At 36.8% G+C, this 13732-nt stretch carries 16 protein-coding genes; 15 read left to right on the top strand and 1 reads right to left on the bottom strand.

All coding sequences use genetic code 11. The annotated features are described in order from the left end of the window. Positions 1-67 precede the first annotated feature (67 nt). Positions 68-1027 carry a dTDP-glucose 4,6-dehydratase gene (rfbB, locus tag C3945_RS11170; RefSeq protein ID WP_442862179.1) on the top strand — a complete coding sequence of 320 codons (960 nt, stop codon included), beginning with the start codon at positions 68-70 and terminating at the stop codon, positions 1025-1027. A gap of 408 nt (positions 1028-1435) precedes the next feature. Next, a complete protein-coding gene (locus tag C3945_RS11165; protein WP_161879733.1) occupies positions 1436-2557 on the top strand; it encodes a DUF3800 domain-containing protein in 1122 nt (373 codons plus the stop codon). Positions 2558-2651: 94 nt separating this feature from the next. On the opposite strand, the gene C3945_RS11160 is transcribed toward C3945_RS11165, so the two are convergent. Beyond that, positions 2652-3302 (bottom strand): hypothetical protein, encoded by a 651-nt coding sequence (locus C3945_RS11160; RefSeq protein ID WP_161879732.1) that lies wholly within the window; start codon positions 3300-3302, stop codon positions 2652-2654. Positions 3303-3564: 262 nt separating this feature from the next. On the opposite strand from C3945_RS11160, the gene C3945_RS11155 reads away from it, so the two are divergent. The 13 genes from C3945_RS11155 to C3945_RS11095 all read left to right on the top strand — a co-directional run bounded on the left by C3945_RS11155 (position 3565) and on the right by C3945_RS11095 (position 13297). Further along, positions 3565-4023 (top strand): GNAT family N-acetyltransferase, encoded by a 459-nt coding sequence (locus C3945_RS11155; protein ID WP_161879731.1) that lies wholly within the window; start codon positions 3565-3567, stop codon positions 4021-4023. Between the two features lie 25 nt (positions 4024-4048). After that, entirely contained in the window at positions 4049-4732 is a 684-nt protein-coding gene (locus tag C3945_RS11150; protein ID WP_161879730.1) for a nuclease-related domain-containing protein, read from the top strand. Positions 4733-5045: 313 nt separating this feature from the next. Continuing rightward, entirely contained in the window at positions 5046-5843 is a 798-nt protein-coding gene (locus C3945_RS11145) for an SDR family oxidoreductase (protein WP_161879729.1), read from the top strand. Positions 5844-5864: 21 nt separating this feature from the next. Beyond that, a complete protein-coding gene (locus C3945_RS11140; protein ID WP_161879728.1) occupies positions 5865-7727 on the top strand; it encodes a BglG family transcription antiterminator in 1863 nt (620 codons plus the stop codon). After that, entirely contained in the window at positions 7720-8190 is a 471-nt protein-coding gene (locus C3945_RS11135) for a transcriptional regulator GutM (protein ID WP_161879727.1), read from the top strand. Before C3945_RS11140 ends, C3945_RS11135 begins: the two co-directional genes overlap by 8 nt. Then, positions 8187-8738, top strand: coding sequence for a PTS glucitol/sorbitol transporter subunit IIC (gene srlA, locus C3945_RS11130; protein WP_161879726.1), 552 nt, complete (start codon positions 8187-8189; stop codon positions 8736-8738). Before C3945_RS11135 ends, srlA begins: the two co-directional genes overlap by 4 nt. Positions 8739-8772: 34 nt before the next feature. Next, a complete protein-coding gene (gene srlE / locus C3945_RS11125) occupies positions 8773-9813 on the top strand; it encodes a PTS glucitol/sorbitol transporter subunit IIB (RefSeq protein WP_161879725.1) in 1041 nt (346 codons plus the stop codon). A gap of 39 nt (positions 9814-9852) precedes the next feature. Further along, positions 9853-10206, top strand: coding sequence for a PTS glucitol/sorbitol transporter subunit IIA (locus C3945_RS11120; protein WP_202623360.1), 354 nt, complete (start codon positions 9853-9855; stop codon positions 10204-10206). 73 nt (positions 10207-10279) lie between these two features. Then, the gene (gene nagB, locus C3945_RS11115) at positions 10280-10996 is read left to right on the top strand and encodes a glucosamine-6-phosphate deaminase (RefSeq protein ID WP_161879723.1); all 717 of its coding nucleotides are present in this window, start codon (positions 10280-10282) and stop codon (positions 10994-10996) included. Positions 10997-11000: 4 nt separating this feature from the next. Next, entirely contained in the window at positions 11001-11663 is a 663-nt protein-coding gene (locus C3945_RS11110) for a transaldolase family protein (RefSeq protein ID WP_237585551.1), read from the top strand. 41 nt (positions 11664-11704) lie between these two features. Then, positions 11705-12355: an HAD family hydrolase gene (locus C3945_RS11105; protein ID WP_161879722.1), complete on the top strand. Its 651-nt coding sequence runs from the start codon at positions 11705-11707 to the stop codon at positions 12353-12355. A gap of 415 nt (positions 12356-12770) precedes the next feature. Continuing rightward, complete coding sequence (locus C3945_RS12160; RefSeq protein WP_161879721.1) at positions 12771-12992, top strand: type II toxin-antitoxin system RelE/ParE family toxin; 222 nt, start codon at positions 12771-12773, stop codon at positions 12990-12992. A gap of 14 nt (positions 12993-13006) precedes the next feature. Continuing rightward, positions 13007-13297, top strand: a complete 291-nt coding sequence (locus C3945_RS11095; RefSeq protein WP_161879720.1) for a helix-turn-helix domain-containing protein — start codon at positions 13007-13009, stop codon at positions 13295-13297. Positions 13298-13732 lie beyond the last annotated feature (435 nt).

Below are 13732 nucleotides of genomic sequence, written 5' to 3'. Positions count from 1 at the left end.
AAATAATTGAACTAAAAGTGGTTGGCAAAGTTCTTAACTTTTCATTGCAATTTTCTAAACATTTATCTTGCAAAACACAACATATGCAGGGAACCTTGAGAATCTCAAAGATATCGATAGTAATCCTAATTATGAGTTCATCAAAGTCGATATTAGAGATAGAGAAAAGATTGAAGAAATTTTCAAAAATAATGATATTGCTTCTGTTATCAACTTTGCTGCAGAATCTCATGTAGATAGAAGTATCGAAGAACCCGAAGTATTTTTAACAACAAATATTATCGGGACACAGGTTCTCTTGGATACAGCCAAAAAATATTGGAAAGTGAATCCAAATGATAAGTACTGTAAGGAGTATAAGCCAGGAGTAAAGTTTCTTCAAGTGTCAACTGATGAAGTATATGGTGCACTTGGTGAGACCGGTATGTTTGTTGAAAATATGCCACTTATGCCAAACAGTCCTTATTCTGCGTCTAAGGCTAGTGCAGATATGATCGTCAGAGCATACAATGAAACATTCGGCATGCCTGTTAACATTACAAGATGTAGCAATAACTATGGCCCATATCAATTCCCTGAAAAACTAATTCCACTTATGATAAATAATTGCCTTAATGAAAAAGATCTTCCTGTGTATGGAGATGGAATGCAAGTAAGAGACTGGCTTCACGTTTCTGATCATTGCTCTGCAATTGACACTGTTCTTCATAAAGGCAAAGATGGAGAAGTTTATAATATTGGCGGGAATAACGAAAAAGCTAATATCGAAATTGTAAAACTGATTATTGGCACCCTCGGCAAAACAGAAGGGCTTATAAAATATGTAAAAGACCGTCCAGGACACGACAGAAGATATGCAATTGACAATACCAAAATCACGACTGAACTTGGCTGGGAACCGGCATATACCTTTGAACAAGGAATGAAAGAAACAATTCAGTGGTATCTTGAGAACACTAAGTGGATTGAGAATATCATTTCCGGTGATTATGCTAACTACTATGATAAGATGTACACTGGGGTTTAGCTGTTAGTAGATAAATCTCAGGAGAATTCCCCAGAGAGTCTGAGTAAACTCACCCCCAAACTCCCCAAGAAACTATTCATCCGCATAAGTAAATTTTGGGAATCTTATATGAGGCTTAGAAGTAATAAGGGTTATATACGTGGTGAGCTCAATCTGGTTGATATGCACGATCAGCTTGACATCAAGATCGGTTGTGATGTTAACACCTGGATGTGCTGTGATGGCAAACATCCCAGATTGGTAGTGATGGTAACTTTTCAGAACGGTAGTGATTCTGGTTGATCAGTTTGACACAATGATTAGTAGTGAAAGAGAACGGACATTTTTAGTAGCAGAGATGTCCGTTTTTTTTAAGAAGATGAGTTTACAGAATATTGTATTAATGGTTGTGGTGAGGGGGTGAGTAACATGGACGTAGATGAATATAGAAATATGATTAGCGAGTTTTCAGACTTACCACTATTTGATGAAAAGTGTAGCTTCTATTATGATGAAACCGGGAATGTTCGTAAGTTTAGATTGACAGAGAATGGTGTGAATGCAGAAGAAGGCATTGCTAATGATTTCATTCTCGGCGGTGTGTTATTCAAGGGTGATACTCCCCCATGCGATGTAGACAAGTTGTTTGATGGACTTAAAATCAATGCATCAGAAATTAAGTTTAGGACTTTAGCCGGAAGAGGAGCTGATTTCTGGACAGCTATAGGCAAGAAACCAATTCAGCAATTTCTTTCATGGCTTGACAGTAGCGGACTCTATGTCCATTATGCTACGTTAAATAATATGTACTTTTCTGTCGTAGATATAGTTGATTCCCTATTTGCTGCCCAGCCTCAGTTCAACTTCGGATTAGAGTGGGCACAATCTTTGAAGGCCAGTTTACATAGATTTGTTATATCACATATGGATGAGATTCTTCCAATACTCCATGGCTACAATTATCCAAGCTTAGATAAAGAAGATATTAAGAATTTTTGTTATGAGCTGAGCGATCTCATACAATCCTATGGTGACGAACATTTCTATCTAGAGAATTTCCGGCAATTACTGAAAGCAAATGGACGTAAGGGAGAGCTAGTCTTTATTGAAGATAACACGCCTGGTTTATTAGTTGAGGAATATTTCGGACTAAGAGATGGTAGGTGTGCATTTTATAAAGATTCCATGCATTATTTTGATGAAGAAGCTGAGGCAGAAATAGCCTTAAAAAATACGATTTACACTCTAAAAGGTGAGAAACTGTCCAATTTCAAATTCATTAATTCCAAGAATGAGCGACTGATACAGATATCTGATGTTTGGGTGGGCTTACTCGGAAAGTTATTTGCAGAGTTAGATCAGTCTACGCCAGAAATGATTATAAGCAAAATGGAATCACTTACTCAGGAACAGAAAGAATGCATTCGGGTAATCAACTCGTTAATAGACCGGTCTGAAAGGCTTCACAGGGGATTGATTCAGAGTGTGAATAGTATTGAGATGGTGCAGTACAGAGGATCGTTATTGGCGATGATGGATAAGTTGATCTGATGGTTTGCGGATAAATTTGAAAAGGTCTTCAATCTAAAGTAGTAAAAAGCACCTGCTGATTTTTGAACCAAATCAGCAGGTGCTTTAAACGTATCTACTTTTTCTTCTTACGTTTTTTCTTCTTCGCTTGTTCTCTTAAGTACTTCAATCGTGCTTGTTTATTCTGAGCCAGCTTCTCTTCTGTCGAAAGAGTAGTAGATGACGATTGGAAGGTCTTTTTTGCAGTCGTACGTGTTTTCGTTTGACCCTTTGGCGATTGGGTTTGATTTGTGACTGCTTCACTTTTTTCTTCAGTCGTTCCTTCTTCACTGGTAGCAGGCGATGCAGATGATTCTACATCACTAGAGACCGTATCAGCATTCGTCTCAGGTGCCCAAAGCTCTCCACCAACGTTATAAACCAAGCCGTATTCAATCAATTGAGTGATTTTTTCTAAATCACTGTCTGATAAGTCAGCGTTGTAAGTATTTAGTGGCTCATCAGCCTGCAGCACTTCTTTTTGATAAAACGTTTGAAGCTCCTGATTAATAGCTAGCAATTCTTTTTGAGAATCATTCATCCAGTCTGAAAGTGCGGTAACGATCTCATCCTTTAACCAACTTTTAGCAATCGGCAAGTCATGACGTTCGATGAAATGAGTCAACTGCTTTTTAGTATAATTCTGATTGGCTGCCTCTAAGGATTGTTCCTCTGGCGCTGTTTTAATTTCTAATTCTTTGATTGTCTTGATTAACTCTTCGTTCATTATCTATTTTCTCCTTTTACCCTGATTCTAAAAGTGTACCATAAAAAGTGCCTTCTCTGTTATGAAAATCACGATTTATCGGTCTTTTCCAATTAAATTGTCCTTAAAATAGGGAAAATTCATAATTTGTGTTGGAATATGCTTGTTGTATTTTATGAAAACTATTTAGTATGTATATATGAAAGCCTTTTTACGAATGGTATAATTGATTTTGGGTGGCTTGATATGAACCACGATAATTTACTACAAAGGACGAATCAGGATGGAATTAAGGTTTAGAAACATTGAGATTGAAGACTACTCTAAGTGTGCTGACGTCTTAATGGCTGCATATAAAGGAGAGCCTTGGAATAATGAATGGACGAAAGAAGAAGCTCTATTAAGAATTGAAGCCACCATGAGTGGGTTTGATTCTAGAGGTTATGTTATTGAGGAAAATAACGACATTATAGCCATGTGTCTAGGTAGAATTGATTATTACTATGGCAACTGGAGTCAGTACTGTGTGGATGAATTTAACGTGGATCCAACTCATCAGGGTAGAGGAGTAGGCAAAGAGTTATTAAGATTGATGACTAATACACTGAAGAAAGAGGAGATAAATAGCATATTTCTGATTACTGGAGGAGAAGAAGCAGCTACATTTTATGGAAAGAATGGCTTTGTTAAATCAAGTGGCGGAACAATGATGGCATATGATTTACAGAATGACCATAGTTAAAATTTGAATAAAGAGGAGACATTCAATGGCAGTAATCATTTTTTACATAGTGCTAGGAATGTGTATTGTGTTATTACCCAAGTACATAAGGTATTCAGGTTCTTCTTACAAAGTAGCTAGTGGAAACAGCTTTTTTACAACAGTGCTCGATAAAGGAAACTACGGGGAGTTCCTTACCTACAGCATGCTTGAAAGTCTGAAGGCACCACATAAATTAATGTCTAATCTATATATACCCAGAGAAGACGGGACAACGACGGAGCTGGACTTAATTATGATAGCAGAGACCGGAATCTATGTGTTTGAATCGAAAAACTATAGTGGTTGGATTTTCGGGGACGAACGCTACAAACATTGGACTCAAACTCTTCCAAATAAGCAAAAATATACGTTCTTTAATCCAATATGGCAAAACAAAGCCCACATCAAAGCACTGGAAGCGGTCATTGGTATAGAAGATAAAGAGCTAACAAAGTCTTATATCATTTTTAGCGAACGGTGCACGCTTAAAAAAATTAACGTGATATCTCCTTTTGTTAGAGTTATTAAAAGAGACAGCTTAATGAGGACACTAAAACAAGAAATGATAGAATCACGCAAAGTGTTATCTTTGAGCCAAATTGATCGAATTTATTTCTCATTGAAACAGTACACGCTAGCTGATGCAGCGACTAAAGAAGCCCATATTGAAGCGATAAAAGCCAAATAAAGTAAAAACAACGGTCGATAGAATTTTTCTATCGGCCTTTTTGCTGTGCCGTAAAAGTAGCTAGTTATTAAATACTCTATAAAGTAACAAAAGTGATATAATTAATTTATAACCAAATCTCTAGGATAGTAACAGTCACTATTCTATGAATCCATTGTCATCACAGTTTTCTTCTTCAAAAAAGGAACTGAAATTTATAACTATTTCAATTAGTGCAACCTTTTTGAATAATTGATGACCAAGGTGTGTATTAATTAACCTAATCCTTTCGCCTATACTACAGGTAGACAAATTGAAAGGGGTTAACCGACTTATGGGTAACTGGTTGAATCTGAATGGAAAGACAATTGTGGTGACAGGAGGCGCGTCTGGTATTGGCTTGCATATTGTTCAAGAATTGAAAAAGAACGAAGCAAACCTTGTTGTTGCAGATATTAATGTTGAAACGGGAGAAAAAGATGGCGTATACAACATTAAAACAGACATTACGTCAGTTCAAGACATTGAGAGAATGGTTGAACTGACAGAAGAAAAATTTGGAAAAATTGATGTATTGGTAAACAATGCGGGTGTGAACTTACCTCGTTTACTAGTAGATGTTTACAGTGATGAAAGACAATACGAAATCGATGAGCGCTCATTTGACATCATGACAAACATCAACCAAAAAGGTATGGTCTTCACAACTCAAGCGGTTGTTAGAAGCATGGTTAAACAGAAATTAGAAGGAACGATCATCAATATTTCTTCAGAGTCTGGTATGGAAGGTTCCGTAGGTCAAAGTTTATATTCAGCGACTAAAGGAGCAACGAACTCTTATACGCGTTCATGGGGTAAAGAGTTAGGTAAATTTGGTATTAAAGTGGTAGGGGTTGCACCAGGAATTAATGAAAAAACTGGTTTAACCACGCCTGAATACAATGAAGCATTAGCATACACAAGAAATATTAATGTGGAAGATTTAGATACTGGTTATGAGAAGAGTATTCCATTAGGAAGAGTCGGTAAATTAGACGAGATTGCTTATTTGGTTGCATTCTTATCATCCGATAAATCTGATTACATTACTGGTACAACCATAAATATTTCAGGTGGAAAATCTCGGGGATAATCCTAAAAGGAATGATATAGAATGATTAATGATCGTGATAAAATGATTGGCTATTTACTAAAAAGAGAAACAGTTAGCATTAATCATTTAGCAGAAACCTTTCATATGTCAGAAGATAAAGTTCATTACTATATCGAAGAGATTGAATTATGTTATAAAGATGTGTTGTCCCTTTCGGGTGACGGCAAGCAAGTACAACTAGAAGCGTTCGACTCATCGCGACTCTTTCACAAGTTTAGGCTTAACTCGGTTCATGACTTCAACTCTGTTTCTTACCGAGTGGCTTACATCTTGTTTAAATTATCTGAAGCAGATGGCTACCTCATGATAAACGATCTCGCTGATGAGATGATGGTCAGTCGAAGTACCTTGAATAACGATTTACGAAAAGCTAAGAAGCTGGCTCGAACGTATAGTTGTAAAATTATGGGGATTCCTAATAAAGGCATCCGACTAGAGGGCTCGGAGTTTAATATTAGACTTCTACTCATTTATGAAATCTTTGAGGAATTAGACTTGTCTTTTGTATTAAAACCAAAAGTCGAAGACGCACTAGTCGATGTTAATCTTTATTACGAATTAGATAACTTCAGACGCAAATTATTTTTTAAGACCTTCGCTGTTACCGTATACAGACACGAGAAAGGTCGCCAGTTAACCGAGTCCATTCCTTTATATAAAAACTTTGAAGACGACTCTAAGGTGTTAAAAAAATTGATACAGTCAACAACGCATGACTTAGGCAGTATTGAAATCGATTTCATTTCTTTTCCTATCAATACAAGGAACTCGTCCTTTATATCCGACTTTGGAAACCAAGCAAACGTGGATTTGCTGCATTCATTAGTGGAAGAAATGTTAGATGAGGTTAAAAAGGAATTCGTTATAGAAATTGATCACGAGAAGTTTTTCTCTAAAGTGAAAGCTCATTTGCTCTTTTTGATCAACCGCTTAATTTTTAAACTGCCGAATACGGAAGTCTTTTCTCAAGACTTGAAGATTCGCTTTCCACTGGCATACGAACTGGCAACTATTTCCTTAAAGGTATTAAGTGATAAATTTGATTTAACTGCGACAGATGTGGATATTAGTTATTTCTCTATTTATTATGCCATTGTCTTGAGCGAAAGAAATATGACAAACACAAAATCTGATATGAAAATTGAGCATATTGCAATCATAACGAATAAAGGAATCGGATTTTTCGAACTGATTTCTAAACAGATTAAAGACATTATTGGTGGCAATATAAAAATGGACCACTTTAACAGTATGTCCATTGCGGAACAAGACTTTATGAAATACCAATTGATTTTTACAACCGAGACGATACCGGTTGCTCTCAATCTACCTATTATTAGAATCAAGAGCTTGTTTACGTCTCAAGAGGTGATTCACGAACAAATCAATGAAGTCATCACGCGTCAAAATTACTCGGTGATGGATGGCAATGAAGTTGATTTTGAAAGTGTCTCCATCGATCCAGCTAAAACCTACCGAGAAAATATGACGGCAATTATTGCTGATTTAGTGAAAAGAGATAAGGTATCAGATACATTAGAAGACGTGTTTATTAAAAAAGACGATACCCGGTCCATGTTATATGAAGACGGGATTGCTTTTCCTCACGTGATTGACGAGAAAGCGGATAATATTTTGTTAATTTTTGGTACAAACAAAGAGCACCGAGATTCAGAAGTTAAATTACTCATTTTCTTAATATTAAAACCAGAACTATCGCGAGATGAAGAAAAAGTATTAACGAGTATTTACAACTTAATCTTTTCCATCATTAGAGATAAGGAATTGGTTGAAAAAGCCATGGCCATATCGAACGCACAAGATTTTTACAAACTAGTAGAGGAGGTTGTACTCAATGGATAGTTTTATGTTAATCGCTGCATTACTAATCCCAGCTTATTTAATCCAGTCATTCTTAGGCTTCAAACAGATGAAAACCTTTGGTGAAGAGTATTCGAAGATGAGAAGAAAAGGCCGAGTGGCTATTGGGAGACGATCAGGTAAGCTTGCATCCGGAACCATTGTTCTACTCTCACTAGATGAAGAGGGCTATATTTGCGAAGGCCGGAAGTTGCAAGGAACAACAGTAGCCGCACGCTTCAAAGATTTTAACACCTTAAATGGTCGCCGAATTGATACGTTGAATTTTAAGGATCAAGAGTTGGCAAAAGAAACGAAGAATACTAAAAAGGCAGTAGTTGATGCCGTAAACAATTATAATTTGGTTATTAACGGGAAGGAAATTCCTGAAAAGAAAGCACCACTTTCTGCTTTGGCAGACAATGTAAAAGGATTATTTATGAAAACTAAGGAGGAAGCACAATGAATTTTTTAATCGATTTAGCTGAAGGGTTTATCGGCCTATTTCAAATAGGTGCAGATGTTTTAATGGGATGGGTAGTAGACATTCTGGTATTGGTATTAGTACTTTTGGTATTTATGAATGCGTTAATCAACATTATAGGACAAGATAAGGTTGACCGTTTTGCTCAATGGGCATCTCAATACGGCATCATGAGAAACATGATTTTACCCTTCTTTGCAGCCTTTATGTTAGGTAACCCAGCCAGTTTTACTTTAGGTAAATTTATGCCTGAATTTTACAAACCAAGTTACTTTGCTGCACTTGCGCAATACAACCATACGAGTAACGGGATATTCCCACACATCAACCCGGGTGAACTCTTTGTTTATCTAGGCGTTGCACAAGGTATCGAGCAACTAGGATTAAGTATGACACCGTTAGCGATCAGATATTTATTAGTTGGTCTAGTCATGAATGCCGTTGGTGGATACGTCACAGATTTCACTACTGCTTATGTATGTAGAAAAAATGGTGTGGAATTAAGTAAAACAGTTGCTACATCAAAATAATTAGTTAAAATTCAAGATATGAGGAGTAAAAAACATGACAAAGTTTAATTCAATTAGAGTTGAAAAAGGCCGCGGAGGCTGGGGTGGTCCATTAACGATTACACCAACTGAAGACAAACAAAAATTCATTTATGTCGTTGGTGGTGGAGAACGACCAGCGATTGTTGATAAAATAGAAGAGTTAACAGGTATGGAAGCTGTCAACGGCTTTAAAACATCTATTCCGGATGACGAAACAGCTTTAGCAATTATTGACTGTGGTGGAACGCTTCGTTGCGGTATTTATCCACAAAAAGGTATTCCAACAATTAACATCATTCCAACTGGAAAATCAGGTCCTTTAGCTAAATACATTACGGAAGATATTTATGTATCTAACGTAGGTGTGGATCAAATTACATTAGCTGAAGAAGGCGCAACAAGTCCAGTTCTCAACGAAAATGCTTCTGAAGAAGACTTATCTACTCAAGGTAGAGGAAACGAATCAGCAGCTAAAAAAGTAACGCAATATGATTCTACTAAAAAATTAACTGAGCAACGTGCAGAAAAAGGAAACGTTATTGCTAAATTTGGTATGGGTGCCGGTCGAATTATCTCTATTCTTCTGCAATCTTCCAGAGAAGCTGTTCAAACCGTATTAAATACAATCCTACCATTTATGGCCTTTGTAGCCATGCTGATCGGTATTATCCAAGGTAGTGGCTTAGGAACTGTATTTGCTAATATCATGACACCATTAGCCGGTAGTGTATGGGGACTAATGATTATTGGTTTCATCTGTTCATTGCCGTTCTTATCACCAATCTTAGGACCTGGTGCAGTTATTTCACAAGTTATCGGGACATTAATTGGTGTTGAAATTGGAGCAGGAAACATTGATCCAAACTTAGCATTGCCAGCACTATTCGCTATCAACACACAAAACGCTGCTGACTTTATTCCGGTTGGATTAGGATTACAAGAAGCTGATGCTCAAACAGTAGAAATCGGTGTACCATCTGTTCTATACTCTCGATTCCTGAATGGTGTGCCACGTGTATTAGTCGCTTGGTTAGCAAGTTTCGGTATGTATTAAGAAGAATCGATTGAAATAAATAAATGAAGGAGAATGAATATGAAATATGAATCGCTAGTTAATGAGGTTGGACCACAGGCAGCAGATTTCTTGAGTGAGCAAATGCTCGTTTTATTCGGATCAGAAGCTCCTCCAGAATTAAGACCATTTTGCTTTATTATTGACAGAAATAATGTAAAAGAAACGATTGTTGAAGGAGACACTCTCTTAATTGATGAAGAAGCCTTTAAAGTCGTTGCTGTAGGTAACGCAGTCAATAAAAACTTGAACGATTTAGCTCATATTACGTTGAACTTCAAAGGAGAAGTAGACGGAGATATGGCTGGAACCTTGTACCTTGAGGAAAAAGAGATTCCTAATATTACAGTTGGTACGACATTAAAAATAGTATAAAATAAGATAAAGGGATTTCAAAACGAATGGAGTCCCTTTATTAGCTTTTATGAGATTAAAGGAGGAGAAAAAGATGCAAATTACCATTGTTAAAAGCAAAGAAGAAGCAGGTAAAGAAGCGTTTAAGTACGTCAAGGAAGCGATTGAAAAGAAAGAGGATAGCGTTCTCGGCCTAGCAACAGGAAGTACACCGGAAGTGTTGTACGAAGAAATGATTAATAGCGATGTATCCTTTACAGAAGCAACAGCCGTGAACCTTGATGAATACGTTGGGTTGGATAGTGACCATCCGCAAAGTTATCATTATTTTATGGAGGATCAATTATTTAAACACAAGCCTTTTAAACAGACCTTCGTTCCAGATGGAACACTTGGTGAAGAAGAGGCAATTAAACAATATGATGACATTTTAGAGCAGCATCCGATTGATATTCAAGTATTAGGAATCGGTGTAAATGGCCACATTGGTTTCAACGAACCAGGAACGTCATTTGACAGTACAACACATAAAGTACAGTTGACCGAAGAGACGATTAATTCAAACAAGCGTTACTTTGATTCTATCGACGATGTACCAAAAACGGCTTACACAATGGGCATCCACTCCATCATGAAAGCAGACAAAATTATTCTAATGGCTTTTGGAAAAGAAAAAGCGCAAGCGATTGTTCAGTCTCTTGAAGGGGAAGTCACTGAAGATGTACCCGCAAGTATCCTTCAAAAACACCCTGATTTAGTCGTTATTTTAGACGAAGAAGCGGCCAGTGAATTGAGCAGCGCGAAACAGTAAAGGAATGATCGATTTGTTTTTAGATACAGTGAATCCTGACGAGATAAAAAACTACCTTCCGACAGGAGTAATAAAAGGAGTCACATCAAACCCGACTCTACTTTGGAAAGAAAAAAAGGCTGTGGATAAGCAATTAGAAGAAATAGCTGCTTGCCAGCCTGACATGTTGTTTGTTCAATTGGTAGGGGAAACAGTGGATGAATTAGCTGCTTCTTACGAAGAATTGAAAAACAGAGAACTCGGTGTCACAATCGGATTAAAAATTAATATGAACCAAGTCGGACTTGAATTTGTTCATCAATTAAAAACACAAAAAGTAGAAGAAAAGATATTAGGCACAGCCATCTATTCTGCAGAACAGGGAATATTGGGAACACTTGCTGGGTGTGACTATCTCGCTCCTTATATTAATCGCATGTCGAACGTCAACATTGACCCCTATCATGTGATTAAACAAATTAGAGAGTTTATTGACAGTCGAGAGGCAAGCACACAAATTATGGGAGCCAGCTTTAAAAACATCAAGCAAGTTCTAGACGCCTTAAGCGCAGGTGCTCACACCGCAACGATTCCAGCAGATGTGTTTGAAGGCATGGTCAATAACCCATTGGCTACAGACGCCATTCATGTATTTAACACGCACGGCAAAGAGTTGTCTCAGTTTTAAGAGACAACAAAAATAGGTAAGGTTTATTATTGGAGGGCAATATGTTAGAGGCAGTTATATTTGATATGGACGGCGTTATTATTGATTCAGAACCATTCTTTCATGAATCAGAACAATTGGTATTAAAGAAACGTGGTCATGACGTACCACTTGATTATTTTTATCAATTTCAAGGAACAACTCACTCGTACATGTGGGGATTGATGAAAGAGAATTTCGATTTACCTGATGAGGTAAGCGATTTGGTAAACGAAGCAACCAGCGTTCGTGAGGCTCTGATTGAAGAAAAAGGGATGACAGCTATTCCTCATGTATTGGAATTTATAGACCACTTGTCTACAACAGACATCCCGTTAGCGATTGCGTCATCGTCACCACGAAAAGATATTGAAAAAACGATTGAGATGTTCGATTTACATGATGTGATTACTTATTATGTCTCAGGAAATCAAGTGGAGAACTCAAAACCGTTCCCAGATATTTTCTTAAATGTATCAAGCAAGTTAAACCTCAATCCCGAAAACTGTCTGGTCATTGAAGACTCCGCCAACGGTGTCAGAGCAGGATCAGCAGCAGGCATGAAAGTGATCGGGTACCGCAACACGAACTTCCCAGCACCCGATCACAGCAAAGCCGACAAAGTCATCACAACCTTTGAAGGATTGAGAATAGAAGATCTACAGAGTATTTAAATTATAGAGGCTAGCTAGAGAAATCTTTGCTAGCCTTTTTAGTTTGCACCACTTTAAACAGCTCTACATCGTAGTAAGACTATAGTTTTATTGTGATTGATAATACCCTTAACAGAATGTCGGAGGGTTGGACTGTTTAATAGTCTAATGAAGCGTAAATGTTCACCCTACAGACTAATAAACTGTCTTTAATAGTCTAATCAATCAGTTATATGCAGTGTAAAGACTATTAAAGTAGATTTATTAGTCTAATCGATCAGGAATAAGGTTGCCACAGACTATTAAACACCTTGTGGACCTACTGTCTTTGTATGCTTCTCTGAAAGAAGAATCAGATGAAAGGGTTGAGCAAGCATTAGAGGAAGTATTGCGAGGTGAGCCATGGTACACGGACTAGGAAAATTCAAAGAGTATTTTGAAAATCATACAAGGAAAGTGTATAAAGAAATTAGAAAAAGATTTGTATGAAATACGTTCTATACAAGGTTCTGACATCCAAAGGGCAATATATTTTCAAATCAAAGATGATTATTACTATATTACCCATGGTTTTACCAAGAAAACCCAGAAAACTCCAAAAAGAGAAATAAATAAAGCAAGGAATGTTCGTGCTTCTTTCAAAAACGATAAAAAATAGAGAGGAAGTTAAAAATGGAAAAGAAAGATGTTTTATTCGACGAGTGGTTAGAAGAACATTTAGAAAATGAAACGGATGATTATAGAGACGAATATGAAAAAGAAAAATTTAAATTAGAATTGGCAATACAAATCAAAAAAATTCGTGACGAACAGAAATTATCTCAAAGAGAATTTGCGGAAAAGGTAGGTATCGCTCAATCAACTATTACGAACATTGAATTAGGGAATGCTGAACCTAATGTTGATACGATGTACAAAATAGGAGTTAAAAATAATAAAAAACTGGTTATTTCATATGAATAATTTAATATCTTACGCGATTTCATGATCCAGGGAAATCGCGTTTTTTGAACCGCTCTGGTTAGGAAGTCCCTGATTCAACCATTGATTATCAAAGAATCAATATGTATATGAGAATTCGATATTGCATCGTATACTACCGTCTTGTAAGAGTACACACTACCTGAGTGACTATCAAAACGGTATTTAATGCCACCAGTTAATGAATTAGAGTTTTTACCACACTCGTGAAAAAATGGTGTTTCATATTAATAGATTTATGTATACATGTACTTATGGATATGGTAAACTAAAAACAGTTATAGAACATACGTTCGGCAAGTGCTCGATTTTACTAATAAAAGTATCACAAATAGAAGACTATGTGTAAAATTAATGTCGGAGAGGGAAAATAATAACCCTAGACAAAAAGAAAGAAGACCCTTAATCTAGAGATAA

It is taken from the genome of Alkalibacterium sp. MB6, assembly GCF_009935905.1.
GTDB lineage: Bacteria > Bacillota > Bacilli > Lactobacillales > Carnobacteriaceae_A > Alkalibacterium.
The sequence above is the reverse complement of the archived record's forward strand: the minus strand, read 5'-3'. Positions and strand labels throughout refer to the sequence as shown.

What these genes read in the sequence shown, in the direction of transcription:
- C3945_RS11155 (WP_161879731.1), top strand. Translation starts at nt 3,565, where the DNA reads ATGGAATTAAGGTTTAGAAACATTGAGATTGAAGACTACTCTAAGTGT.
- C3945_RS11145 (WP_161879729.1), top strand. Translation starts at nt 5,046, where the DNA reads ATGGGTAACTGGTTGAATCTGAATGGAAAGACAATTGTGGTGACAGGA.
- C3945_RS11160 (WP_161879732.1), bottom strand. Translation starts at nt 3,302, where the DNA reads ATGAACGAAGAGTTAATCAAGACAATCAAAGAATTAGAAATTAAAACA.
- C3945_RS11165 (WP_161879733.1), top strand. Translation starts at nt 1,436, where the DNA reads ATGGACGTAGATGAATATAGAAATATGATTAGCGAGTTTTCAGACTTA.
- C3945_RS11135 (WP_161879727.1), top strand. Translation starts at nt 7,720, where the DNA reads ATGGATAGTTTTATGTTAATCGCTGCATTACTAATCCCAGCTTATTTA.
- nagB (WP_161879723.1), top strand. Translation starts at nt 10,280, where the DNA reads ATGCAAATTACCATTGTTAAAAGCAAAGAAGAAGCAGGTAAAGAAGCG.
- C3945_RS11140 (WP_161879728.1), top strand. Translation starts at nt 5,865, where the DNA reads ATGATTAATGATCGTGATAAAATGATTGGCTATTTACTAAAAAGAGAA.
- C3945_RS11150 (WP_161879730.1), top strand. Translation starts at nt 4,049, where the DNA reads ATGGCAGTAATCATTTTTTACATAGTGCTAGGAATGTGTATTGTGTTA.
- C3945_RS11120 (WP_202623360.1), top strand. Translation starts at nt 9,853, where the DNA reads ATGAAATATGAATCGCTAGTTAATGAGGTTGGACCACAGGCAGCAGAT.
- C3945_RS11095 (WP_161879720.1), top strand. Translation starts at nt 13,007, where the DNA reads ATGGAAAAGAAAGATGTTTTATTCGACGAGTGGTTAGAAGAACATTTA.
- srlA (WP_161879726.1), top strand. Translation starts at nt 8,187, where the DNA reads ATGAATTTTTTAATCGATTTAGCTGAAGGGTTTATCGGCCTATTTCAA.
- C3945_RS11110 (WP_237585551.1), top strand. Translation starts at nt 11,001, where the DNA reads ATGATCGATTTGTTTTTAGATACAGTGAATCCTGACGAGATAAAAAAC.
- srlE (WP_161879725.1), top strand. Translation starts at nt 8,773, where the DNA reads ATGACAAAGTTTAATTCAATTAGAGTTGAAAAAGGCCGCGGAGGCTGG.
- C3945_RS11105 (WP_161879722.1), top strand. Translation starts at nt 11,705, where the DNA reads ATGTTAGAGGCAGTTATATTTGATATGGACGGCGTTATTATTGATTCA.